This window comes from Bradyrhizobium sp. GW821-FHT13H06, from assembly GCF_058803975.1.
Genome location: NZ_JBXAPN010000004.1, coordinates 617667 through 640648, shown reverse-complemented (window position 1 = coordinate 640648; position 22982 = coordinate 617667). Strand labels below are relative to the sequence as shown.

Sequence of the window (22982 nt, the reverse complement as noted above, 5' to 3'; positions counted from 1 at the left end):
AGCGCATTGCCGGCATTCGTCATGGCGTCCTCCCTTGCATCAGACATTGATTTCTTGCGGAAGGATAGCGGTGGCGGCGACGTCGCGGTTTGCGCCGGATCAATTTTGCTGCGCTGCGGGGCAATTAGCCGGCGAGCCGCCAATGACGGAGCAGAGGTCGTAGCCCGCATGAGCGCAGCGACATGCGGGGTGTCACACGACAGTCCTCCCGGATGTCGCTTCGCTCATCCGGGCTACTGCACCGTGTTGGTGGTTACAGCCGAAACTCGTTGGTCAGCTCGCCGATGCCGTCGATCGCGACGGTGACCGTGTTTACCGGCTCCTTCATCACGCCGACGCCGACGGAGGTGCCGACGGCGATGAGGTCGCCGGGCAGCAGGGTCATGTCATGGGAGATCCTGCTGACCAACTCCTGAGCGCTGAAGATCATGTCCGAGATCGGATAGTTCTGCCGCTCCGCGCCATTGAGGATGGTACGGACCACGAGCCCGGCCGGATCGATGCCAGTCGCGATGACAGGGCCGAACGGGCCGTAATCGTCGATGCCCTTGGCGCGGGCCCATTGCGGGAAAGTGGGATCCCTGGTCAGGATGTCGTTGGCGGTGATGTCGTTGACGCAGGTGTAGCCGAAGATGAAGCTGTCGGCTTCGTCAGGCGAGACGCGCGCGCAGGCCTTGCCGATGACGATGCCGAGCTCGCCCTCATAGGTCGTCTTGCCGTCGTAGGAGGACGGGCGGCGGATCACCGCACCGGGGGCGGCGATGCTGGTGGTGGCCTTCAGCAGATAGAGCGGCTCCGGCGGCTCGGGTTGGTTGAGCTTGGCCGCGAGCGCGTGGAAATTGTTCCAGAGCGCGACGATCTTGCTGGGCGCACAGGGCGCGAGCAGCTCGACCTCCGACAGCGACAGCGTCTTGCCGGTAGCGGTGCTGCGGCCGAACATCTCGCCTTCATGCACGCTGATGCCTGATGGGCTCAGCGTGCCGAAGCCGGTCGTGCCATTGCTCCGAAAGCGGAGCCACTTCTTGATCTCGCTCGCCATCATGCCACCGCCAGTGCGCGCGGATCTGATGGCGTCGAGACCCCGTCATAGAGGCCGGCGATGCGGGCGCGCTGGGTCACCATCGCCAGCACTGAATCGAGCGCGGGCGTGGCGATCCCGGTAAGGCGGCCCATCTCCTGCACCACCGTGACGAGCGGATCGATCTCCATCGGGCGGCCGCGCTCGAGATCCTGGAGCATCGAGGTCTTGTGCGCGCCGACCTTGCGGGCGCCCTCGATGCGGCGCTCGACGTCAACGCGGAACTTGACCCCGAACGTCTCGGCGATGGCTTGCGTCTCCACCATGATCGCGCGGGACAGTGCGCGCGTCGCCGGATCGGTGCAGATCACGTCGAGCGTGGCGTGGGTCAGCGCACTGATCGGATTGAAGCAGACGTTACCCCACAGCTTGAGCCAGATCTCGTCCCGGATGCGGTCGAGCACCGGCGCCTTCAGCCCGGCGGCGACGAACAGGTCGGCGAGACGCTGCACGTCATCAGTGATCTCGCCGGAAGGCTCGCCGAGCGGAAAGTTGCTGCCGTAGACGTGGCGGATCACGCCGGGCGCCTCGATCTCGGTGGCGGGATAGACGATGCAGCCGATGGCGCGCTCGGCGCCGATTTCGCGCCACTGCCGCCCGCCGGGGTCGATGCTCTCCAGCGTCGAGTTCTCGTATTGCCCGCCGTGCTTGTAGAAGTACCAATAGGGGATGCCGTTGACGGCCGTGACGATGCGGGTCCGAGGCCCGAGCAGCGGCTGCATCTTCTCGATCACGCCGGTGATCGAATGCGCCTTCAGCGTGATGATGATGTAGTCCTGCACGCCGAGCTCGGCGGGATCGTCGGTGCAGCGCGGGTGCACGGTGTGCTTCTCTTCGCCCGCGAGCAGCGTCAGGCCGCGCTCGCGCATCGCGGCAAGGTGCGGGCCGCGTGCGACCAGGCTGACATCGGCGCCCGCGCGCGCGAGCTGAACCCCGAGATATCCGCCGATTGCGCCGGCGCCGTAGATGCAGATCTTCATGAAATCCTCGCGGGACCAAGATTGGCAGTCAGTTGGATCGATCAGGCAACGGGCTCCCTGCACCTCTCCCGCTTGCGGGAGAGGTCGGCGGGTTCGGAGAACTCGGCGGGTGAGGCTCTATCCTCTTGGGGAGTCTCCCCAGCGGATGCAGCCCTCTCCCCAATCCTCTCCCGCAAGCAGGAGAGGAGGCGCAGCTCTTCCGTGGCTGGACGTGAGGGGGGGCTTTAGGCTGCGGCTTGCGGCGTGCCGTTGAGGGCCTCGTCGACGGCCGCGGCGATGTCGCGCATGCTGATGACGGAGATGAGGCTGTAATCGTCGATCACGGGCAGATGGCGGATGTGATGACGGTTCATCAGATGGCGGACGTGCTCGATCGGATCCGAGGAGGTGCAGGACACGAGCTGCTGCACCGAGACGAGCTGCGAGACCTTGACATTGACGGCGTTCGCGCCGTGCTCGGCGACGGCGCGCACCACGTCGCGCTCGGTGAACATGCCGACCGCGGTGTTGCCCTCGGAGCGGACCACGTCCTTCACCACCAGCGCGCTGATGTTGTTGGCGCGCATCAGCTTGGCCGCGATACCCACCGTTTCGTTCATACGCACCGTGACAACGCGCGGCGTCTTCTTGCGCAGTATGTCTCCGACCAGCATTGCAACCTCCCTGGGTGAGTGACGGGAGAAGTGTGGTATACATAATGCCAATCGTCAAGCGCTGGATTTGGCTGATCCGAAAAATCTTGCGACAGCCATACTGACCGTTTGTCCTGAGCCAAAGAGACCAAAGAAAAAGGGGCGCATCGCTGCGCCCCTTCTCACGCATGCGATCTGTGTGGTGCTTACGCCGTCTCGGTTTTGGCAGTGCCGGTGGCGGCGCCGGTGCTCTCGGCTTCCTTGCCGAGGATGAAGGAGCGGCGCAGCGGCTTGATCACGAGCAGCGCCATCAGCGCCGCCGTTGCGTTCAGCGCCACCGCGACCACGAACACGGCCTTCCAGCCATAGGCGGTGGAGATCACGCTTGCGAGCGGGACGAGCAGCGAGGCCGTGCCCTTGGCGGTGTAGAGCATGCCGTTGTTGGTGGTCGCGAACTTCGCACCGAAGGTGTCGCCGCAGGTCGCGGGGAACAGCGAGTAGATCTCGCCGAACACGCCGAAATAGACCGCGGTCGCGAGCACGAAGATGGTCGGCAGGTGGCCATAGGCCGACAGCGTCAGCAACATCAAGGCAGCCGTGCCGAAGGCGATGAACATGGTGGGCTCGCGGCCGATCGTGTCGGAGACCCAGCCGAAGAACGGACGCCCGAAACCGTCGAAGATGCGGTCGAGCGAGATCGCGAACGTCAAGGCCGCCATCTGGAAGCCGGCGAGCGTTACCGGACTATTCGCGATCTTGTAGTCGTGCGCGATCGGACCGATCTGCGCCGCGGTCATCAGGCCGCCCGAGGCAACCATCACGAAAACGAGATACATCACCCAGAAAACGGGGGTGCGCAGCACCTGCGGCGGGGTGAAGTCGATCTTGGTCTGCGGCAGATTGAGCTGCTTCCTCTTCGGCGGAATCGAGATCCGCGGCGGCTGGATGAAGAAGGCGAGCACGAACACGACGACGCCCTGGGCGATGCCGAAGGAGAGGAAGGCGTGCTGGTAGCCGCTCGAGGCGATCATGCTCGCGATCGGCACGATCGTGAGCGCGGCGCCCGCGCCGAAGCCGGCGGCGGTCGCACCTGCCGCGAGACCGCGACGGTCGGGAAACCATTTCAGCGCGTTGCCGACGCAGGTGCCGTACACTGCGCCCGCGCCCAGGCCGCCGATGATCGCGGCCGCATAGAGCAGGGTGAGGCTGTCGGCGTAGGAGTTGAGGATCCAGGACAGCGCGATCATCGCGCCGCCGAACATGACGACGATGCGCGGGCCGTATTTGTCGACGAACCAGGCCTCGACCGGCACCAGCCAGGTCTCGGTGACCACGAAGATCGTGAAAGCGAGCTGGATCGCGGCGCGCCCCCAATGATGGGCGGCGTCGATCGGATCGACGAACAGCGTCCAGCCATATTGCAGATTGGCGATCATCGCCATGCAGACGATGCCCATGCCGAGCTGGAGCCAACGGAAGCCGGTGCGAAGCGGCGCGGCGGTGGCGGCGCCATCCGGGCTGGAAATCATCAGAACCTCCCAACGCGCCTGTCTTGCGTACATCAGATTGCCAAGGTGACCTGATGTCGCAAATGTTGTGTCTTATCGTCGCAGGCGTCGCCCGGAGATTGGTATACGATATTCCAGAATGCAAGCCCTATCTTGGCTCCGCGCTCACAAAATGCGGCGGGGGTTCGGGCCGCATCCCGCCAATCGCGGCGGTCTTCTGCCAAACGAAAACGCCCGGCCGTGAGGCCGGGCGTCGTATCCGCGCGAACTGCGGTGGAGCGGTCAGATGGTCGATTTCGCGACCACGACCTTGCGCCAGGGTTTCAGCACCGCGATCGCCAGCAGCGAGGCCAGGATGTTGGCGCCGGCCGCGATGATGAACACGCTGTCCCAGGTGCCCGACGATTGCTGCATGTAGTTGCCGATCGGCACCAGCAGCGCGGCGGTGCCCTTCGCGGTGTAGAGCAGGCCGGCATTGGTGGTCGCGAACTTGGCGCCGAACGTGTCGGTGCAGGTCGAGGGGAACAGCGAGTAGATCTCACCCCAGGCGAAGAACACGAAGCCCGAGAGCAGCACGAACCAGATCGGATCGTGGCCCCAGAGGTAGAGCATCCAGATGCCGAACCCTTCCATGCCGAAGGCGATGAACATGGTGTTCTCGCGGCCGATCATGTCGGAGATCCAGCCGAAGAACGGACGCGTCAGGCCGTTGAGCACGCGGTCGATGGTGGCCGCGAAGGTCACCGCCGTCATCGTCACCGCCATCAGCGTCACCGGCACGCTGTCGACTTTCCAGTCAACCGCGATCGGCTTCAGGTTCGCGGTGACCATCAGTCCACCCGCGCCGACGATCACGAACATGAAGTACATCAGCCAGAAGATCGGCTGGCGCAGCACCTCGGTCGGCTGATAGTTGCGGCGGGTCTGGATGATATTGGCATTCGCCACCACGTTCGGCACCTGGCCCGCTTTCGGCGCGAGCAGGAAGAAGGCGAGGATGCAGATGATGATGCCTTGCCCGAGGCCGAAATAGAGGAAGGTGGTCTGGAAGCCGCTGTCCTTGATCATGGCCTGGATCGGCGCGACGGTCAGCGCAGAGCCTGCACCGAAGCCCGCCGCGGTGATGCCGGCGGCAAGACCGCGCTTGTCCGGAAACCATTTCAGCGCATTGCCGACGCAGGTGCCGTAGACGCCGCCGGCGCCGATGCCTGCGATGATCATGCCGAGATAGTAGCCGTTGAGCGAGGTGGCCTGCGCGTTGATCGCCCAGCCGATGGCGCAGAGCACGCCGCCGACCAGCACGACGATGCGCGGGCCGTATTTGTCGACGAACCATCCTTCGATCGGCACCAGCCAGGTCTCGAACAAGACGAAAAGGGTGAAGGCCCACTGGATCGAGGCGCGATCCCAGCCGAACGTCTTCTGGATGTCGGGGACGAAGAACGTCCAGCCATATTGGTAATTGGCGATCATCACCATCGCCATCACACCGATCGCCAACTGCGCCCAGCGATACGCATCGCTTACGCGTGCGGCACTGGGGGCCGCTGCCGACTGCACCATGTCCGTCATTAAAAACCCTCCCGAATGCGCCGATCATTTTTATGCATGCGCTGTCCGCATCCTGGTATTCATTATGCCAAGATTCAAGCGGCGGACGGGAGGTGCGGCGAAATAACGCGGGCCTGTTCAGATGCGCCATGAGGGCTGGATTGTAAAGCCCCAATCGCTGCCGGCATGCGCGCGGAAGTGGCGATTGATCCTGTCCAAGTGATTGATTCCGCGTATATTTTCGCGTCGTTCCGACGCCGCAAGACCGCTGTTGAAAGCCCGCGCGTTTGGGGATTCTCCACGCGCGCGCTGCCGACGCGCGGTCCGTCGCTGACCACGCCATTCCTGGAATTCTATATTCCAGAAGTCCGGCCTGCGGCAATTTGGCGAGGGAAGCGGCGCCGACTCGCGGCGCCTCACGCCATCGACGTGCGCAGCCGGCTATAGCCTTCCTGGATCGCGGACCAGAACAAGGCGACCAGACCGAGCGCCATGATCGTGCTGACGAGGCCGTTGGAGAAGAACACCCCGAGCGATCCCTGCGATCCCAGCAGCGATTGGCGGAAGGCTTCCTCGGCCTTGTCGCCGAGCACGATGGCGAGCACCAGCGGGGCGAGCGGGTAGTTGCACTTCTTCAGGAGATAGCCGAGCACGCCGAACACCAGCATCAGCATCACGTCGAAGGTGCTGTTGTGCACCGAATAGGCGCCGATCGCGCAGAGCACCAGGATGAGCGGCGCGATGATGCCGAAGGGCACGCGGAGGATCGCGGCGAAGATCGGCACGCAGGTGAGCACGACGATGAGGCCGGCGAGGTTGCCGAGATACATCGACGCGATCAGGCCCCAGACGAATTCCTTCTGCTCGACGAACAGCATCGGGCCCGGCTGCAGGCCCCAGATCAGCAAGCCGCCGAGCAGGACGGCGGCGGTCGGCGAGCCCGGCACGCCGAGCGAGAGCATCGGCAGCAGCGCGGCGGTGCCCGCGGCATGTGCCGCCGTCTCCGGCGCGATCACGCCTTCGATCTCGCCCTTGCCGAAATTGTTGCCGCGTCGCGACAGGCGCTTGGCGATGCCGTAGCTCATGAAGGAGGCCGGCGTTGCGCCGGCGGGCGTGACGCCCATCCAGCAGCCGATCAGGCACGAGCGCAGCGAGGTCATCCAATAGGCGGGCAATTCCCGCCAGGTCTGCAGCACCACCCGAAGATTGATGCTGGCGTTGCCGCCGCGGAACGCCAGCCCTTCCTCCATGGTCAGCAGGATCTCGCCGATGCCGAACAGGCCGATCACGGCGATCAGGAAGTCGAATCCGTTGAGCAGCTCCGTGATGCCGAAGGTCAGCCGCAACTGTCCGGTGATCGAATCGAGGCCGACCGCCGCGAGCGCAAAGCCCATCATCATCGCCGCGATGGTCTTGAACGGCGGCTCCTTGCTGAGGCCGACGAAGCTGCAGAAAGCGAGGAAGTACACCGCGAACTTCTCCGCCGGACCAAATCGCAGTGCGAAGCCCGCAACGAGCGGCGCGACGAGCGTGATCATGATGACGGCAAACAGCGCGCCCACGAAGGAGGAGGTGAAGGCGGCGGTCAGGGCTTCGCCGGGTCTGCCCTGTTGCGCCATCGGATAGCCGTCGAAAGTGGTCGCCACGGACCAGGGCTCGCCGGGTATGTTGAACAGGATCGAGGTGATGGCGCCGCCGAACAATGCGCCCCAATAGATGCAGGACAACATGATGATCGCCGATGTCGGCGGCATGCTGAAGGTCAGGGGAAGCAGGATCGCGACGCCGTTGGCGCCCCCCAGCCCCGGCAGCACGCCGATGATGACCCCGAGCGTGATGCCGATGATCATCAGCATGATGTTGTAGGGCTGCAGGGCGACCGCGAAGCCGTGAAACAGATTGGCCAACTCTTCCATATCGATACGTCCTGCAGCAGTGACGGAAATGACGGCGCGGCCCTTACAGGCCGAGCCATTCCTCGAACGGACCCTTGGGAAGCGGGACGAGGAACCAGCGCTCGAAAACGAGATAGGTCAGGACCGGCATTCCGACCGCGATCGCGATGGTCGTCAGCCAGCGATAGCCGCCGAGCCAGCGCATGAACCAGGCGATGAAAACCATCGAGGCGACGTAGAGGCCGATGAACGGCATCGAGCCGACATAGATCGCGGTCGGCACGACGACGCTCATGACCTGGCGCAGCTGTCCCCATTCCGCGAACAGCCGGCCGTCGTCGTCGCGTTGCGCATGCCAGAGGTTGATGGCGCTCGCCACGACGATGGCGGCGCCGATATAGAAGGGGAAGAAGCCGGCACGCGGGCCCTCCGCGCCCCAGTTGATGCCGGCCTTCAGGCTGCCGAAGATGACGACGAGGCCGAAGACGCCGATCAGCAGCGCCATCCCGATTTCCAGCGTCTTGTGGGCCGGGCCGGATGCGGATCCGGATCGTTCAGTCATGGGATCGTTCAGTCATGGGGCCTCCAGGCGGAAACGCAGTCTTTCGCGGTCGCGGCGGGCGTGAGGACGAGCAGCGTCCTCAGCCATCGTCGATGCCGCGGCTCAATTCCCCGATGCGAGGAAGCCGGCTTCCTTCATCAAGCCTTCGTGGCGCTTCTCCTCCGCCTCGACCCATTTGGCGTAGTCGGCTCCGGTCATGAAGGTCGTGTTGAAGGCGCCGCTCTTCATGAAGTCCTGCCATTCCGGCGTGGCGCGCACCTTCTTGAACAGCTCGACATAGTATTCGATCTGGTCCTTCGTGGCCTTGGGCGACATGAAGATGCCGCGCAGCATGAGATATTCCATCGCAAGGCCCTGCGACTTGCAGGTCGGAATATCCTTCCAGGCCTTGCCGTCGGCGATCGGTTCGTCATAGGCCATCGGCTGGGCGTCGAACACGCACAGCGGGCGCAGCTTGCCGCCGCGCCATTGCGCGACCGCCTCGATCGGATTGTTGACGGTCGAATCGACGTGATTGCCGACGAGTTGGACGGCGACTTCGCCGCCGCCCTTGTAGGGAATGTAGGTGAACTTCGCGTCGATCGCCTTCTCGATGCCGACCGTGATGATCTGGTCTTCCTGCTTGGAGCCGGTGCCGCCCATCTTGAACGAGCCGCTTGGTGCCTTCTTCGCGGCGTCGACGTAATCCTTGACGCTGTTGTACGGCTTCTCGGCATTCACCCAGAGCACGAATTCGTCGAGCGCCAGCATCGCCACCGGCGTCAAATCCTTCCAGTTGAACGGAATGCCGGTGGCCAGCGGCGTCGTGAACAGGTTCGACAGCGTGATGATGATCTTGTGCGGATTGCCCGACGACGTCTTCAGGTCGAGGAAGCCTTCACCGCCCGCGCCGCCCGCCTTGTTGATGACGACCATCGGCTGCTTCATCAGGTTGTGCTTGGTGACGATGCCCTGAATGGTGCGCGCCATCTGATCGGCGCCGCCGCCGGTGCCCGCGGGCACGATGAACTCGACCGGACGGACCGGCTCCCAGGCAGCCCGGCTTGCGGTGCTGCTGGCGCACGACATCGCGATTGCCGCCAAAGCGACACTCAGAACGGATGGCTTCATTTGTTTCTCTCCCTGTCGAACCCTCAACGCAGCCGCTCTTTGTCGACTTGCGTCAGCCCATCTCGATTCAGATGCCTGGTGTCACCATTGCGGTCGATGTCTCCTGGCAGTCCCGATAGAAACTGTATGAGGAGGGACAGCGCGCGGCATCCGCTCCTTTCGGCTAAGGTTCCGCCAAGGTTCGCGGTGCGTGTGCCCTCGGCTGTTCCCGTCCTGCGTTACGTTTCCCCGCCTTACACCTTGGATTGTGCAATCGCTCTTGCTTGTCCAATGGTATGCGCGATGCCAGCGAACAAACAATCGGCTCGGCGGAGGTCCGGAGGGACGAATCGTCGCAGTTGCGGTCACAAGCCCAGGCAAGGCGGCAAAAGAAAATGGCCCCGAACATGCGGGGCCATTTGACCGAACCTGGCGTCTTGCGGGGTCCGTCAGCCCGCCGTTCGGCGGGAGGACAAGGCCTTCTTACAGGCCGAAACGCGGCAGGTCGCCGTTGTGATTGGAAATCTCGGCGCTCGCCATCAGGAAGCTGTCGATCGCGGCCATCAGGCGGGCGAACAGCGAGGCGGAGGGGGCGAGGGCAACGGAAGCGGCGGTCTTGGACATCGGAAATCCCTTTCTTGAGACAGTCAGTCTTGCTGCCTCATTTCGAAAGGCAGTTTATGTATACCAGATGCCAGCGTCCATGCTCTTGTTTGCATAGCAGCATTCGTTCTTCCGCATTGCGGCATAGCCGGTGAGGCGCCCAGGGCGGGCACCTTGACATCGCCCGCCGAACCAAGAATGTTATGTTATAACATAACATAGTGAGATGCCGTGTCTCGCCGTCCTCGACCCATCCCGCTCAAAAGGCTGTTCGATCTCCATGCCCAAACTCCCCGTCACCGTCTTGTCCGGCTTCCTCGGGGCTGGAAAGACCACTTTGCTGAACCACGTCCTGAACAACCGGCACGGCCTGAAAGTAGCGGTGATCGTGAACGACATGAGCGAGGTGAACATCGATGCGGACCTGGTCCGCGATGGTGGTGCCAACCTCTCGCGGACTGATGAGAAACTGGTGGAGATGACCAATGGCTGCATCTGCTGCACCCTGCGCGACGATCTCCTGAGGGAGGTACGTGCGCTCGCCGAAAGCGGGCGCTTCGATTATCTGCTGATCGAATCGACGGGCATTTCGGAGCCGCTCCCGGTCGCAGCGACGTTCGATTTCCGCTCGGAGGACGGCGAAAGCCTCTCCGACATCGCCCACCTGGACACGATGGTGACGGTGGTCGACGCCGCCAACCTGCTGAAGGACTATTCCTCGACCGAGTTCCTCGGCGAGCGCGGCGAGGCGTTGGACGGTGACAAGCGGACGCTGGTCGATCTCCTCGTGGAGCAGATCGAGTTCGCCGACGTGATCATCCTCAACAAGGTGGACGATGCCTCGCCGCAACAGCGCGAGGCGGCACGGCGGATCATCCGCTCGTTGAATCCCGAAGCCGACATCATCGAAGCCAATCACAGCCGCGTGCCCTTCGACCGCGTGCTCAACACCGGCCGGTTCGACTTCGAGAAGGCCCAGCAGCACCCGCTCTGGTACAAGGAACTCTACGGTTTCGCCGACCACGTTCCTGAAACGCAGGAATATGACCTGAGGAACTTCGTCTACCGTGCCCGCCGGCCGTTCGATCCGTCGAAGTTCGACAAGTTCGTCAAAGGGGCCTGGCCCGGCGTGATCCGGGCGAAGGGTCATTTCTGGCTGGCGACGCGGCCGCAATGGCTAGGCGAGATCAGCCAGGCCGGAGCGATCGTGAGGACCGAAGCGCTGGGTTCCTGGTGGGCGAGCGTCCCAAAGGAGCGCTGGCCGAACGATGAGTCCTTTCGCAAGCGGCTCGGCCAGTATTGGGACAAGGTCTACGGCGATCGCCGCCAGGAGATCGTGTTCATCGGCACCGGCATGGACGAAGCCGAGATCCGCCGCAGGCTCGACGCATGTCTTGTCCCGGAAACGTCCGCCATGGACATCGCCGCATGGTCCGCTCTCGCCGATCCGTTTCCGGCCTGGCGTCGAGGCGATCAATCCAGCTGATCGACGTGAATATCAAAAGCCTTGGCGTAAGGTCCGGGCGCGACCATCTCCGGCCAGGTCTTGCTCCGACCAGGTCTTGCAAGGGGACGGCAAAGCCGTTAGTGCTCTGCCCCCTTCCAATCCTTCATCAGAGTGGTTCATGTCGAGCGCCTCGCCCGCCGTCTCGATCGGCATCGATTTTGGGACCAGCAATACGGTCGTCGCGATTGCGGCGGACGACCGCCGGGTCGAGGCCATCCGCTTCGATCATGGCGGACAGCGCCACAGCGTCTACGTGTCGGCCCTGTGCTTCTGGGAGGACCGGCCCGGCGCCGGCGCCCAGGCCGAGGGTGGTCCGTGGGCGATCGAGCAGTTCCTCGAAGGCCGCCACGTCTACCGCTTCCTTCAGTCGTTCAAGACGTTTGCAGCGAGCAGCAGCTTCAACACCACGCAGGTGTTCCGGCAGCGCTACAAGTTCGAGGATATTCTGGCGGCGTTCCTGCGGACGCTGGCGCGCCATGGCGGTGGGAAGTTCGGCTTCGAGGCGGCCAACATCACGGTCGGTCGCCCGGTGCGCTTCGCCGGCGGCAATCCCGACGAGGCGCTGGCGATGCAGCGCTACCGGGCCGCGTTCGAACGGCTCGGCGCCGGTCACGCGCGCTATGTCTACGAGCCCGTCGGCGCGGCGTTCTCCTTCGCGCGCCGGCTGGAGCGGGATGCCACCGTGCTGGTTGCCGATTTCGGCGGCGGCACCAGCGATTTCTCCGTGATGCGTTTCTCGCGTGCCGGCGGCAGCCTTCGCGCCGAGCCGCTCGGCCATGCCGGCATCGGCATCGCCGGCGACACCTTCGACTATCGCATCGTCGACCACGTCGTCTCGCCGCGGCTCGGCAAAGGCTCCAGCTTTCGCTCATTCGACAAGGTGCTGCCGGTTCCGAGCGGCCACTACACCAACCTCGCGCGCTGGCATCAGCTCGCGATGATGAAGAGCAACGGCGATCTGCGCGAACTCCGCGAGCTCCAGCGCACTGCGCTGAAGCCTGATCTGCTCGAGGATTTCATCACCATTGTCGATCTCGACCTCGGCTTTTCGCTCTACCGCGCCGTGTCCGACACCAAGGTCGCGCTGTCGGCGCAGGACGAGGTGGACTTCCGCTTCAAGGGCGGCGGCGTCGATATCGGCGCGGCCATCACACGGAAGAATTTCGAAGCCTGGATCGCCGACGATATCGCGCGGTTGGGGGCGACGGTCGACAAGGTGCTGGGCGAGGCCGGCATCACCGCGCGCGAGATCGAGAAAGTGTTCTTGACCGGCGGCACGTCCTTTGTGCCGGCCGTCCGGAAACTGTTTGCTGAACGGTTCGGCAACGAACGGCTGATGTCAGGCGATCAGTTCGAGTCGATCGCCTATGGGCTTGCGCTGATCGGGCATAGTCCCGATCCGGATCGCTGGGCGGCAAGTCAGGTCGCGTAGCAGGCGGCGAGCGGCGCTATTTGGTCGCTATTTCTGCTGAATTCGGTTCAGGTAATCGATCACGGCGAGAATGCGAGTCCGCACGACGACCTCCGGGTTTTGCTGCGGCCCGGCCTTTTGCCAATAAGTGGGATCGACAGCGTGAGGCAGGCTGACGATGGGGTTGAACCGCTCGCCCCAGACCGGCATTTCACGCGTTCCGTGAGCCGGGACTGATTTCGACCCATACAAGGTCTCGTAAACGGCGTTGGTGGGAAACACCCCGTTGTTGTTCTTGGCCAACATGGTCAGGTCGGAAGGCGGTGTCTTGAGCTGGCCGCTGATCGGGCCTTTGCCCTTTGCGTCGGCGCCATGACAACTCGCGCATGAAGACAGAAATTCTGCCTTCCCGATGTCAACTTCTTCGGCCTTGGCGGCAGCGGCGAAACCAGCGGCAAGACCGGCAATGATCAACCATCCGATAGCAGATCTCATCATCTCGCCTCCGAGGCCGGCAGGGAAGACTCCTGCTCCTAGCCGTTTTGCCCTTTAGACAGTTTGACGCACATCAAGACCGCACAGCCAGAACCGAAGCGCGCACATGACTTTGCACGGTCGCTCGCTCGCCGACGTGACGTCGTCAGTTCTCCATGGCCTCATAAATCAGCTGCTTGACGGTCCTTTGGATGCGCTGGCGCTCCGAGGGAGTCTGCTCGAGCAAGACGAAGAACATGTCCTGCTTGGGGTCGATCACGAAATAGCAGCCGCTGGCGCCGTCCCATTTCAGTTCGCCCAGATTGCCTGGCGGCGGCGGTTTGGCGTTGCCCGGATCGGTGCGTACGGCGAGGCCGAGCCCAAAGCCGAAGCCGTCGCCGGGAAAGTAGAAGAAGTCCCGCTCGACGCCCGATCCGGGCCCGACCTGGTCCGTCGTCAGCAGCTTGAACGCCTTGGGGCTGAGAATCGTCTTGCCCTCGTAGGTGCCGCCATTGAGCAGCATCTGAGCGAAGCGGGCGTAGTCCGCCATCGTCGAGACCATGCCGCCACTGGCGTACATCATCTTTTTCGGCTTGGTCGGATCGTTTTCGCGGCCCACCCGGAAATCGCTGTCGTTCGGCATCGGCTTGGCGAGCAGCTTCTGCTTTTCGGGGTCGCCGACGAAGAAGCCGGTGTCCTTCATGCCGAGCGGATCGAGCAGTTTTTCCTTCTCGACCTCGATCAGGGACTTCCCGGACGCGATTTCCATGATCCGCGCCAGGATGTCGGTGGAATGGCCATACTGCCAGAGCGCGCCGGGTTGATTGTGCAGCGGCAGTTTTGCGATCCGCTCGGCGAACTCGGCGAGGTCGAAATCGCCGGCATAGATATCGGCAGCCTTGTAGGCCTTGCGGACCAGGCTGTCGCCGTAGAAGCCGTAGGTGACGCCGGAGGTCTGGCGCATCAGGTCAAGCACCGTCGGCGGCCGGTTCGGCGGTACCAGTTCGAGCGTCTTGGTACCGTCGCTGGCTGCCTTCTCGACGCCGACCTTCACATTTGCAAACGACGGAATGTATTTTGCGATCGGGTCGTCGAGGGAGAACTTGCCCTCATCGATCATCTGCACGGCAACCACGCTGGTGATGGCCTTGGTCATCGAGAACAGGCGGAAGATGGTATGGTCGGTGATCGGAGCCTTCGACTCCACATCCTGCACGCCGAAGGACTTGTGATAAACCGGCTTGCCGTGCTGTTGGATGAGCAGGATTGCTCCGGGAATCTTCCCCGTCGCGACTTCGTTGCGGAAGAACTCGTCGAGTTTTGCCAGCTTGTCCTTGTTGAAATGTGCTCCCGCGGGAATTTCAAAAGTCCCTTCGGCCCGGGCCGAAGCTGTTGCGGCCGCAACGAGCAGCGCGCCACAGGCAATCATCCGCAACGCCTGGAATGGTTTCATCAACCCCCTCCCGATTCCTCCCGAGTGTAGCCTTCCGCTCGACCGGCACAAGGGGCATCGGACTGCGGGGAGCGCCTGCAACGCAGGCGGGAGGGCGCCTGCCGCGCCGCCGTCGGATACCGTTTCGCACGGACCCGGTGGCGGTCTCCTTGAGAGCCCGCCAATGGCGGGCGTCGCGAAGGACCGCCACAGGGAAATCGCGTTCAAATGCGATGGCGCTGCGCAAGCGGAGGAGGCTGAGCGAGCCTGCGGCTCACGTCGACTCGGCTCAAAGCCATTGCGCCCAGCCTATTGATTGATCTCGGGCTCGACGAGCCTGGCCAGATTCCGCAGCGATTCCTGCCAGCCGAGATAGCAGGCCTCCGGCGGGATGACATCCGGGATGCCCGACTGCGTGATGTCGATTTCGGTTCCGACCGAGACCTTCTTCAGGATCACGGTCACCTCGATCAGGCCGGGCAGATTGGGATCGTCAAACTTGTCAGTATAGCGGATGCGTTCGCCGGGCACGAGCTCGACATATTCGCCGCCAAAGGAATGGCTGTTGCCCGTGGTGAAATTCCGGAACGACATCTTGAACGTGCCCCCGACCTTGGGCTCGAAATGATGCACGGTGCAGGTGAACCCGTTCGGCGGAAGCCATTTCGCCATCGCATCGGCCTCCAGGAAGGCGCGATAGACTTTCTCCGGCCTGGTGGCCAGGACGCGGTGCAGGCGGACGGTGTTGGGCATGGTTGTTGTCCTCAGTGATCGATGGGCCCGAGTTTGGCGTCTATGGCCCATTCATGTCACGAGGACGACGGGCAAGCCGCCGATCCGACAGGCGCCATGGATTTTTTCGTTCGACTTGGATTTTTTTGTTCGAGTCTTGTTCGGCCGGATTGCTAGACGGCAGCGACATCCTGAGACGTCATCGTGAATGCCAGCCTGTAGCGGCCAATTCCAGGGTTTTCGCAAGCGCCAGCCGCGTGAAGCGATGACGGCGAGAGTCGTCCGGCGACCACGTCCTCGACGGCATCGGAATCGTAACCGGACAGCAGCACGATCCAGTCGGCAGCGCCGTCCTTGCCGCGGATCTGCTGCTCGGTGGTGGGCGCGCTCGTCCGGGGCGTGTCGGTGAGCAGGAGGTGGGCGCCTGTCAGTCCTGGCTGCTGTGCCAATGCGGCGAGCGTGTCCGAAAGGTGCGCCTGCAGCTCCGCATCCCGCCCGACGTTTGGCGACAGCCTGATGGTCGCAAGCGAGGCCGCCACGCCACCGCCAAAGCTCGCGATGATCCGGCACTGGCTGCGGACCATGCCGAGATGATGCGGCATCATCTTCCTCGACCACGGCGTCGGCGCGTTGAGCCGGTCGAGATATCCCTTCGACGTGAGCACCTCGTATTGCTCGAGCTCGTAGAGCACGAAGAAGCCCTCGGCATCCGTCGTGCTGCTCCAGCGCGATCCCCGCCGGAAGCCGGGAATGCTCATCCGCTCCGGAAAATGCTCATGCGAGTGCCAGTCGCCGAACTCGCTGCGCTGCTCCGGGCGAACGCTCCACCACATCGCGACCGCGGCCTTGCCGAGCAGTGACATGCTGACCTCCTTGTCTTGCGCAGGGCTATCGCATTTTTCCTTGCGGCCATCCTTCGAGACGCCCGCTTGAGGCGGGCTCCTCAGGATGAGTGCGCGGCAGCAGTTTCAACGAGCACTGACGCCGATGAGCCTCATCCTGAGGAGGCGCGTCAGCGCCGTCTCGAAGGACGAGGCGTGCGCGCAGGCCGCAACCAGTCATATGCGATAGCCCTGACTTCTTGCGGCCACTTTGCCTGAACACCGACGGCGGCGGCAAGTGTCCCCGCTCGGCGAGCCGAAGCCACAATACCGCTACCGTTTCTCGTTCAATTCCTGCGGGAAATCAGAGGGGCTTCCGTTGCGCAGCACGCTCTGGGCTTTGGCCATCACGCTCTGCTGTCTTGGTTCGCCGGCCGAGGCTGCGGGCATTCAGCTGCTCGACGCCGATCCGGCGCTGTCAGGTGCGATCTGGTCTCCTTGCGCGGCGGAGCCGACGCATGTGGCGCTTGGCCGTTTATCGGTCGGCGCCGATTTCGACCTGATAGGCGTGAAGGACTACCCTGTCACGGGCGCAAAGCTCCCAGAAGTCTAATCGGCCCTTCAACTCACCTGTGTGCCCTTGTGTTATCGTATCCCTTCCGAGAACTCGATGGAGGGAAGGATGGACATTCGATCGAAATTGACGGCGCTGTGTGAAGCGTTCAACGCGCACGACTTGGATTCCATCATGGAGTTCTTTGCTGACGATTGTGTCTTGGAGATGCCGAGGGGAAGCAAGCCATGGGGCTCCCGCTTCGAGGGCAAACGCAACGTACGAGACGGGCTCGCGACGCGCTTTGAAGGCTTACCGGATGTTCACTACGGCGACGCCGAGCATTTTGTGGATACGATGGCAAACACGGGAATTTCAAAATGGACGCTAACGGGCACTACAGGCGAAGGAAAAAAGATCGAAGTCCGAGGATGTGACTTTTACACTTTTCGCGCGGACGAGGTGGTCCGCAAGGACTCGTACTGGAAGATTGTTGAAGGACCTTCGTCAACCTAACGACACATATGTTCGAATGTGGCCCATTGCGTCAGTGGGCGTAGTGCAGCGACATGTCTGGGTGCAGGGGAAGACCGGAAGTCGCACGTGTAACGGGAAACCGCTGCGATTGACCCAAAAGAGACACCGGTTGTCCGAAGTGTTAGTATGGCTAGATGCCACCGGAGCCAACCGCTTGCCGTGTATCCTCAGAGTGCCAACAGTTGAAGAGCTTCCAGCGCTCTCGGCATTGTGCTTGAGGTCGAAAGCAGTGTGGGGCTACGACAACGACTTCATGGAAGCGTGCCGAAAGGAACTCACCATTGAACTAAGCGACTTGCGATCAACGTCGATTGCGGTTGCAGAAGAGAACGGCAAAGTCGTTGGCGTTGCGCAGATAAAGATAGTCGGAAGTGAGGCAGATTTACTCAAGCTGTTTGTTGAGCCGACGATACTTCGTGGCGGCGTAGGGAGAACCCTCTTTGTTTGGGCGACCGAGATGGCAACAAGCAGAGGTGCTGATCGCCTGATGATCGAAGCTGACCCGGATGCTGCGGCCTTCTACAGGCGAATGGGCGCAGAAGATTATGGCTTTGCACCGTCCGGCTCAATAGCCGGAAGGATGCTGCCAAAGCTGGTCAAGGAACTACGTCAAAGTTAAACGGAACGTCGCTCATCGGCCCATCGCTGCCGCATGCCACGGTCGAGGCTATGTCGTCTGTCAAGGGTAGACTGGACCTAACTTAAACCGGGCCAACCGTCGCGATTGACCGTTACCGACCTGCGCGACAGTTCAGCGCGTCGCGCTCGCCTTCATCAAAACGAACAGGTGAGAACCGGCGGCAATCAGCGAGAAGATGACTATCCCTAATTCAGCACCGTGGACGTGCTGCGGCGCATATGTCGAAGCCAGCCAAATGAACAACCGGACGGCCGCCATAAAGGCAATCATTCCCCACATAGCGAGCCATTTTGGAGCGTACCAAGTTGGCTCGCCGGTAGACCCCCATTGCATAGCGACGCGTTCGCTTTGAATACGCGGGCCAAGATAAAGGTTTAACCCGACGACCAACGCGATAGCGAAGCCAAAGACGTAGTCTGCTGGTACCATGCTTTCCGCCCTCGAAACGCCAGCCGAGATTACCAAGATACCCAGGCAATCCATTCTTGTTGAGATGGAACGGCCCGCATCCACTCCTTATGGTTGCTGGTGGATTGATCGGCGGCGATGACTGCTTCTCGCCCATAGCTGACGTCCTTGCGCCTCGCGCTGACGTGCGATCGCCCTTGGACTCCAGACCTCTGCAGCCCCTTCCGCGAACGGGGATGGTCGGGGAGCCGCTCCGATCTGCAGCAGCCAGCGCCCCGATGTGCACTCCCGGCATGACATCCACGATGGCACAATACCCCTGTTTTGCCCGACGGGTCAGAAATTTTTCGTCGAATCAGAAATATCGTTGCGGGCCAATGAGATGGCTACTGTGCATGGGGTTGTTTTTCCACTTTTTGGTTTGAACCCCCGACCTCGCGCCTTCGCAAGCAAATAGGGCCGCCCCTTCGGGCGGCCCTTTCATCTCGTCAATGCGGTCCAGCTTACTCCGCGGCCTGCTTCTGCGGCGGGTCGAGCGCGCCGGACTTGTGGATCTCGGCGACCTGATGGTCGCTGAAGCCCAGCACAGAACGCAGGATCTCGTCGGTGTGCTCACCGAGCAGCGGGGAGCGCTGCACATCGCTCGGAGAGTCCGACAGCTTGATCGGGTTGCCGACCGAGACGTACTTGCCGCGGGTGGGGTGGTCGACCTCGACCACGGTGCCGGTCGCGCGCAGCGACTGGTCCTCGGCGATCTCCTTCATCGACAGGATCGGGCCGCAGGGGATGTCGTCCTTGTTGAGGATCTCCATTGCCTCGAACTTGGTCTTGGTCATCGTCCACTGCTCGATGCGGCCGAAGATCTCGTTGAGACGCGGCAGGCGCGCCGCCGGCTTGGCGTAGTTCGGATCGGTCTTCCAGGAGGGCTCGCCGATCACGTCGCAGATCTTCTCCCAGACCGGGGCCTGGGTGATGAAGTAGATGTAGGCGTTGGGATCGGTCTCCCAGCCCTTGCACTTCAGGATGCGGCCGGGCTGGCCGCCGCCGGAATCGTTGCCGGCGCGCGGCACGGCATCGCCGAACGGCACGCCTTCACCGAACTGGCTGTACTCCTTGAGCGGCCCGTGGGCGAGGCGCTGCTGGTCGCGCAGCTTGACGCGGCAGAGGTTGAGCACGCCGTCCTGCATCGCCGCGGTGACGCGCTGGCCCTTGCCGGTGTGGGTGCGCTGATAGAGCGCGGTGACGATGCCGAGCGCCAGATGCAGGCCGGTGCCGGAATCGCCGATCTGCGCGCCGGTGACGAGCGGCACGCCGTCGCGGAAGCCGGTGGTGGAGGCGGCGCCGCCGGTGCACTGCGCGACGTTCTCGTAGACCTTGCAGTCTTCGTACGGTCCGGGGCCGAAGCCCTTGATCGAGGCGACGATCATCTTCGGGTTGATCGCTTGAATCTTCTCCCAGGGGAAGCCCATGCGGTCGAGCACGCCGGGGCCGAAATTCTCCACCAGCACGTCGCACTTCTTGATCAGCTCGGTGAGGACCTCCTTGCCCTTGGGGTTCTTGGTGTCGAGCGTGATCGAGCGCTTGTTGTGGTTGAGCATGGTGAAATACAGGCTGTCCACGTTCGGGATGTCCTGCAGCTGGCCGCGGGTGATGTCACCCACGCCCGGGCGTTCCACCTTGATCACGTCGGCGCCGAACCATGCCAGCAGCTGCGTGCAGGTCGGTCCGGACTGGACGTGGGTGAAGTCGAGAATGCGAACGCCCTCGAGCGCTTTGGTCATCGTGTTGCTCCGTACTCTTTGTCTGCCCCTGCACCCGGCAGGGAATAAGGGTTGAGGGGTGGACTTACTTCTTCTTCTGCAGAACGCTCTGCGGATTGAGGTTTCCGATGCGGCCGCTCTCCGAGCCTGCGGCCGGATCGATCACCGCGTTGATGAGCGTCGGCTTGCCGGACGCCATCGCCTCGTTCACGGCGCGCTTGAGCTCGTCGGGCGAGGTCGCGTTGACGCCGACGCCGCCGAAGGCCTCCATCATCTTGTCGTAGCGCGCGCCCTTGACGAACACCGTGGTCGCCGGGTCGGCGTTGGCGTTGTTCACGTCCGTGCCGCGATAGATGCCGTCATTGTTGAAGATGACGACGCAGATCGGAAGGTTGTAGCGGCAGATGGTCTCGACCTCCATGCCGGAGAAGCCGAAGGCCGAGTCGCCTTCCACTGCGAGCACGGGGTGGCCGGTCTCGAGCGCGGCTGCGATCGCCTGGCCCATGCCGATGCCCATCACGCCCCAGGTGCCGACGTCGAGACGCTTGCGCGGGCGGTACATGTCGATGACGCCGCGGGCGAGGTCGAGCGTGTTGGCGCCCTCGTTGACGAGGATCGCCTCGGGGTTCTCCTTGATGACGTTCTTCAGCACCCCGAGCGCGCCGTGATAATCCATCGGCGATTTGTTGTTCATGAGCTTCGGCGCCATCTTGGCGACGTTCTCTTCGCGCTTGGCTGACACGGCCTTGGTCCATTCGGCGGGCGGGGCGGTCCAGCCCGACGCAAGCGCCTGGTTGAACGCGGAGACGACCGAGCCGATGTCGCCGACGACGGGCGCGACGATCTCGACGTTGGAGTCCATCTCCTTCGGCTCGATGTCGACCTGGATGAACTTCTTCGGCGCTTCGCCCCAGCTCTTGCCCTTGCCGTGCGACAGCAGCCAGTTCAGCCGCGCGCCGATCAGCATCACGACGTCGGAGTCCTTCAGCACCGTCGAGCGGGCCGCGCCGGCGCACTGCGGATGCGTGTCGGGGAGGAGACCCTTGGCCATGCTCATGGGCAGGAAGGGAACGCCGCAGTTCTCGACGAAGCTCTTGATCTCCTCGTCGGCCTGCGCGTAGGCCGCGCCCTTGCCGAGGATGATGAGCGGACGCTTCGCGCTCTTGAGCACGTCGAGCGCGCGCTTGACCGAAGCGGGCGAGGGGATCTGCGCGGGCGCCGCGTCGATCACCTTGACCAGCGACTTTCGGCCGGCCTCGGCGTTCATCACCTGGCCGAACAGCTTTGCCGGCAGGTCGAGATAGACGCCGCCCGGACGGCCCGAGACCGCGGCGCGGATGGCGCGGGCGAAACCGATGCCGATGTCCTGGGCGTGCAGCACGCGATAGGCCGCCTTGCACAGGGGCTTCGCGATCGCGAGCTGGTCCATTTCCTCGTAGTCGCCCTGCTGGAGATCGACGATCTCGCGCTCGGAGGAGCCCGAGACCAGGATCATCGGGTAGCAGTTGGTGGTGGCATGCGCGAGCGCGGTGAGACCGTTGAGGAAGCCGGGCGCCGAGACCGTGAGGCAGACGCCGGGCTTCTTGGTGAGATAGCCGGCAATGCCTGCGGCGTAGCCGGCGTTCTGCTCGTGGCGGAAGGAGACCACGCGAATACCGGCGGCCTGCGCCATGCGGCCCAAATCCGTGATCGGGATGCCCGGCACATTATAGATGGTGTTGATGCCGTTCAGCTTGAGCGCGTCGATGACGAGATGAAAACCATCCGTCAGTTCCTGCTCGGTGCCCGGTGCTTCGGACTTGGTCGCGGTATTCAGCATGGGCCTTGTCTCCCTGGTCTCAGTACTGGGGCGAGTGCTTCGCCCTTCTGGTGAAGGTTTGCTAGGTCAAGAGCTACGTGAACAGTTCCTGGCCGTGCGCTTCGACGTAAGCGGCGAGGCCGAGGGTGTGATCGCGGGCGCGCTTCTCGGCGAGCTCGGTGTCGCGCGCTTCGAGCGCTTCGATGATGCCGAGATGCTCGGGCAGCGAGGTTGCGGTGCGGTCCTTGCGTCCGATGGTCAGCTGGCGATAGCCGCGCACGTGCAGCAGGAGGTCGTTGGTGAGATCGACCAGCACCGGCGATTCCGACAGCGAGATCAGCGCCTGGTGGAAGGCGATGTTGGCGCGCGAATATTCCTCGACGTGATCCTCGGGCAGGCGGTCCTTGCCGAAATCCTTGAAGAAGTCGCGCAGCGCGGTGATGTCCTTCTTGCGTGCGGTGGTGGTGATGAGGCGCGCGGCCATGCTCTCCAGCGCCGCCCAGGCGCGGATCATGTCGACGATCTCGCTCTTGGTCCTCCGCACCACCATGATGCCGCGGCGCGGCACCGTCTTCACAAAACCGTCCTGCTCGAGCATCGCGATCGCTTCGCGGATCGGCGTGCGGCTGACGCCAAGCCTCTCGGACAATGCGCGCTCGTCGAGCATCACCGGCTCGGGCGTCGAGTAGATGTCCATCTTGAGGATGGCTTCCTTCAAGGCGTCATACGCCTTGTTCTTGAAGCTGCTCTCCGGGGCAATACGAACGATTGCGATGTCTGCCTCGGCCATGTTCGGCAACGCCTTGGTTGGTTTCCGTAGTGACACGACGAATCTCCTCCAGTGGGAGTCGTCTTTTACAGGAATAATGACGGGAAAGTTTTTGGCATACCACATGCCAGAATGTCAAGGCGGCGATTTTTTGCGGCGTTCTAAGACAAGCTCCAGCTTGACAAGTTGGCTTCTGGCATACCAAATGCCATCGCCAGCCATTTTTGATCCAAGCCGGCGGA

Annotated in this window: 22 protein-coding genes; 5 read left to right on the top strand and 17 right to left on the bottom strand. The window is 62.9% G+C overall.

Features of this window, described 5'->3' with window-relative positions; genetic code table 11:
• Positions 1 to 253 precede the first annotated feature (253 nt).
• The 9 genes from AC1RQP_RS20345 to AC1RQP_RS20305 form a co-directional block, all read right to left on the bottom strand.
• On the bottom strand, positions 254 to 1042 hold the full coding sequence (locus AC1RQP_RS20345) for a fumarylacetoacetate hydrolase family protein (protein WP_492938286.1): 789 nt from the start codon (positions 1040 to 1042) through the stop codon (positions 254 to 256).
• A complete protein-coding gene (locus tag AC1RQP_RS20340; RefSeq protein ID WP_492938285.1) occupies positions 1039 to 2058 on the bottom strand; it encodes a 2-dehydropantoate 2-reductase in 1020 nt (339 codons plus the stop codon). Before AC1RQP_RS20340 ends, AC1RQP_RS20345 begins: the two co-directional genes overlap by 4 nt.
• A 224-nt stretch (positions 2059 to 2282) precedes the next feature.
• A complete protein-coding gene (locus AC1RQP_RS20335; protein ID WP_028180493.1) occupies positions 2283 to 2711 on the bottom strand; it encodes a CBS domain-containing protein in 429 nt (142 codons plus the stop codon).
• Positions 2712 to 2896: 185 nt separating this feature from the next.
• Positions 2897 to 4219, bottom strand: a complete 1323-nt coding sequence (gene oxlT / locus AC1RQP_RS20330) for an oxalate/formate MFS antiporter (protein WP_492938284.1) — start codon at positions 4217 to 4219, stop codon at positions 2897 to 2899.
• A 261-nt stretch (positions 4220 to 4480) separates the two neighbouring features.
• Positions 4481 to 5770 carry an oxalate/formate MFS antiporter gene (oxlT, locus tag AC1RQP_RS20325; RefSeq protein ID WP_492938283.1) on the bottom strand — a complete coding sequence of 430 codons (1290 nt, stop codon included), beginning with the start codon at positions 5768 to 5770 and terminating at the stop codon, positions 4481 to 4483.
• A gap of 395 nt (positions 5771 to 6165) precedes the next feature.
• On the bottom strand, positions 6166 to 7665 hold the full coding sequence (locus AC1RQP_RS20320) for a tripartite tricarboxylate transporter permease (protein ID WP_035676542.1): 1500 nt from the start codon (positions 7663 to 7665) through the stop codon (positions 6166 to 6168).
• A 43-nt stretch (positions 7666 to 7708) separates the two neighbouring features.
• Positions 7709 to 8206 carry a tripartite tricarboxylate transporter TctB family protein gene (locus AC1RQP_RS20315; RefSeq protein WP_492938282.1) on the bottom strand — a complete coding sequence of 166 codons (498 nt, stop codon included), beginning with the start codon at positions 8204 to 8206 and terminating at the stop codon, positions 7709 to 7711.
• A gap of 102 nt (positions 8207 to 8308) precedes the next feature.
• A complete protein-coding gene (locus AC1RQP_RS20310; RefSeq protein ID WP_492938281.1) occupies positions 8309 to 9316 on the bottom strand; it encodes a Bug family tripartite tricarboxylate transporter substrate binding protein in 1008 nt (335 codons plus the stop codon).
• A gap of 462 nt (positions 9317 to 9778) precedes the next feature.
• Positions 9779 to 9919: a hypothetical protein gene (locus AC1RQP_RS20305; RefSeq protein ID WP_492938280.1), complete on the bottom strand. Its 141-nt coding sequence runs from the start codon at positions 9917 to 9919 to the stop codon at positions 9779 to 9781.
• 259 nt (positions 9920 to 10178) lie between these two features.
• On the opposite strand from AC1RQP_RS20305, the gene zigA reads away from it, so the two are divergent.
• Entirely contained in the window at positions 10179 to 11384 is a 1206-nt protein-coding gene (zigA, locus tag AC1RQP_RS20300) for a zinc metallochaperone GTPase ZigA (RefSeq protein ID WP_492938279.1), read from the top strand.
• 139 nt (positions 11385 to 11523) lie between these two features.
• Positions 11524 to 12837: an Hsp70 family protein gene (locus AC1RQP_RS20295; RefSeq protein ID WP_239622505.1), complete on the top strand. Its 1314-nt coding sequence runs from the start codon at positions 11524 to 11526 to the stop codon at positions 12835 to 12837.
• 27 nt (positions 12838 to 12864) lie between these two features.
• On the opposite strand, the gene AC1RQP_RS20290 is transcribed toward AC1RQP_RS20295, so the two are convergent.
• From AC1RQP_RS20290 to AC1RQP_RS20275, 4 genes are all read right to left on the bottom strand, one after another.
• Positions 12865 to 13314, bottom strand: a complete 450-nt coding sequence (locus AC1RQP_RS20290; protein WP_239622506.1) for a c-type cytochrome — start codon at positions 13312 to 13314, stop codon at positions 12865 to 12867.
• Positions 13315 to 13456: 142 nt separating this feature from the next.
• Positions 13457 to 14743 (bottom strand): serine hydrolase domain-containing protein, encoded by a 1287-nt coding sequence (locus tag AC1RQP_RS20285; RefSeq protein WP_492938278.1) that lies wholly within the window; start codon positions 14741 to 14743, stop codon positions 13457 to 13459.
• Between the two features lie 288 nt (positions 14744 to 15031).
• On the bottom strand, positions 15032 to 15475 hold the full coding sequence (locus tag AC1RQP_RS20280; RefSeq protein WP_492938277.1) for an SRPBCC family protein: 444 nt from the start codon (positions 15473 to 15475) through the stop codon (positions 15032 to 15034).
• A gap of 152 nt (positions 15476 to 15627) precedes the next feature.
• Complete coding sequence (locus AC1RQP_RS20275) at positions 15628 to 16317, bottom strand: hypothetical protein (protein WP_492938276.1); 690 nt, start codon at positions 16315 to 16317, stop codon at positions 15628 to 15630.
• Between the two features lie 256 nt (positions 16318 to 16573).
• Between AC1RQP_RS20275 and AC1RQP_RS20270 the strand changes: the two genes are divergently transcribed.
• The 3 genes from AC1RQP_RS20270 (at position 16574) to AC1RQP_RS20260 (ending at position 17984) form a co-directional block, all read left to right on the top strand.
• Positions 16574 to 16888 (top strand): hypothetical protein, encoded by a 315-nt coding sequence (locus tag AC1RQP_RS20270; protein WP_492938275.1) that lies wholly within the window; start codon positions 16574 to 16576, stop codon positions 16886 to 16888.
• Positions 16889 to 16957: 69 nt separating this feature from the next.
• Positions 16958 to 17344, top strand: coding sequence for a nuclear transport factor 2 family protein (locus tag AC1RQP_RS20265; protein ID WP_492938274.1), 387 nt, complete (start codon positions 16958 to 16960; stop codon positions 17342 to 17344).
• A gap of 250 nt (positions 17345 to 17594) precedes the next feature.
• Entirely contained in the window at positions 17595 to 17984 is a 390-nt protein-coding gene (locus AC1RQP_RS20260; RefSeq protein ID WP_492938273.1) for a GNAT family N-acetyltransferase, read from the top strand.
• A 132-nt stretch (positions 17985 to 18116) separates the two neighbouring features.
• On the opposite strand, the gene AC1RQP_RS20255 is transcribed toward AC1RQP_RS20260, so the two are convergent.
• The 4 genes from AC1RQP_RS20255 to AC1RQP_RS20240 all read right to left on the bottom strand — a co-directional run bounded on the left by AC1RQP_RS20255 (position 18117) and on the right by AC1RQP_RS20240 (position 22761).
• Complete coding sequence (locus tag AC1RQP_RS20255; RefSeq protein WP_492938272.1) at positions 18117 to 18434, bottom strand: DUF1648 domain-containing protein; 318 nt, start codon at positions 18432 to 18434, stop codon at positions 18117 to 18119.
• A 482-nt stretch (positions 18435 to 18916) separates the two neighbouring features.
• Positions 18917 to 20194, bottom strand: a complete 1278-nt coding sequence (frc, locus tag AC1RQP_RS20250) for a formyl-CoA transferase (RefSeq protein WP_492938271.1) — start codon at positions 20192 to 20194, stop codon at positions 18917 to 18919.
• Positions 20195 to 20258: 64 nt separating this feature from the next.
• Positions 20259 to 21992 (bottom strand): oxalyl-CoA decarboxylase, encoded by a 1734-nt coding sequence (oxc, locus tag AC1RQP_RS20245; RefSeq protein ID WP_492938270.1) that lies wholly within the window; start codon positions 21990 to 21992, stop codon positions 20259 to 20261.
• A gap of 73 nt (positions 21993 to 22065) precedes the next feature.
• Positions 22066 to 22761: a GntR family transcriptional regulator gene (locus AC1RQP_RS20240; protein WP_162250091.1), complete on the bottom strand. Its 696-nt coding sequence runs from the start codon at positions 22759 to 22761 to the stop codon at positions 22066 to 22068.
• Positions 22762 to 22982 lie beyond the last annotated feature (221 nt).

Bases quoted from the DNA above. Each gene is read 5' to 3' on its own strand.
- AC1RQP_RS20310 (WP_492938281.1), bottom strand. From the start codon at position 9,316: ATGAAGCCATCCGTTCTGAGTGTCGCTTTGGCGGCAATCGCGATGTCG.
- oxlT (WP_492938283.1), bottom strand. From the start codon at position 5,770: ATGACGGACATGGTGCAGTCGGCAGCGGCCCCCAGTGCCGCACGCGTA.
- zigA (WP_492938279.1), top strand. From the start codon at position 10,179: ATGCCCAAACTCCCCGTCACCGTCTTGTCCGGCTTCCTCGGGGCTGGA.
- AC1RQP_RS20290 (WP_239622506.1), bottom strand. From the start codon at position 13,314: ATGATGAGATCTGCTATCGGATGGTTGATCATTGCCGGTCTTGCCGCT.
- AC1RQP_RS20340 (WP_492938285.1), bottom strand. From the start codon at position 2,058: ATGAAGATCTGCATCTACGGCGCCGGCGCAATCGGCGGATATCTCGGG.
- AC1RQP_RS20315 (WP_492938282.1), bottom strand. From the start codon at position 8,206: ATGACTGAACGATCCGGATCCGCATCCGGCCCGGCCCACAAGACGCTG.
- AC1RQP_RS20240 (WP_162250091.1), bottom strand. From the start codon at position 22,761: ATGGCCGAGGCAGACATCGCAATCGTTCGTATTGCCCCGGAGAGCAGC.
- AC1RQP_RS20320 (WP_035676542.1), bottom strand. From the start codon at position 7,665: ATGGAAGAGTTGGCCAATCTGTTTCACGGCTTCGCGGTCGCCCTGCAG.
- AC1RQP_RS20255 (WP_492938272.1), bottom strand. From the start codon at position 18,434: ATGGTACCAGCAGACTACGTCTTTGGCTTCGCTATCGCGTTGGTCGTC.
- AC1RQP_RS20285 (WP_492938278.1), bottom strand. From the start codon at position 14,743: ATGAAACCATTCCAGGCGTTGCGGATGATTGCCTGTGGCGCGCTGCTC.
- AC1RQP_RS20305 (WP_492938280.1), bottom strand. From the start codon at position 9,919: ATGTCCAAGACCGCCGCTTCCGTTGCCCTCGCCCCCTCCGCCTCGCTG.
- AC1RQP_RS20265 (WP_492938274.1), top strand. From the start codon at position 16,958: ATGGACATTCGATCGAAATTGACGGCGCTGTGTGAAGCGTTCAACGCG.
- oxlT (WP_492938284.1), bottom strand. From the start codon at position 4,219: ATGATTTCCAGCCCGGATGGCGCCGCCACCGCCGCGCCGCTTCGCACC.
- AC1RQP_RS20345 (WP_492938286.1), bottom strand. From the start codon at position 1,042: ATGATGGCGAGCGAGATCAAGAAGTGGCTCCGCTTTCGGAGCAATGGC.
- AC1RQP_RS20280 (WP_492938277.1), bottom strand. From the start codon at position 15,475: ATGCCCAACACCGTCCGCCTGCACCGCGTCCTGGCCACCAGGCCGGAG.
- frc (WP_492938271.1), bottom strand. From the start codon at position 20,194: ATGACCAAAGCGCTCGAGGGCGTTCGCATTCTCGACTTCACCCACGTC.
- AC1RQP_RS20295 (WP_239622505.1), top strand. From the start codon at position 11,524: ATGTCGAGCGCCTCGCCCGCCGTCTCGATCGGCATCGATTTTGGGACC.
- AC1RQP_RS20275 (WP_492938276.1), bottom strand. From the start codon at position 16,317: ATGTCACTGCTCGGCAAGGCCGCGGTCGCGATGTGGTGGAGCGTTCGC.
- oxc (WP_492938270.1), bottom strand. From the start codon at position 21,992: ATGCTGAATACCGCGACCAAGTCCGAAGCACCGGGCACCGAGCAGGAA.
- AC1RQP_RS20335 (WP_028180493.1), bottom strand. From the start codon at position 2,711: ATGCTGGTCGGAGACATACTGCGCAAGAAGACGCCGCGCGTTGTCACG.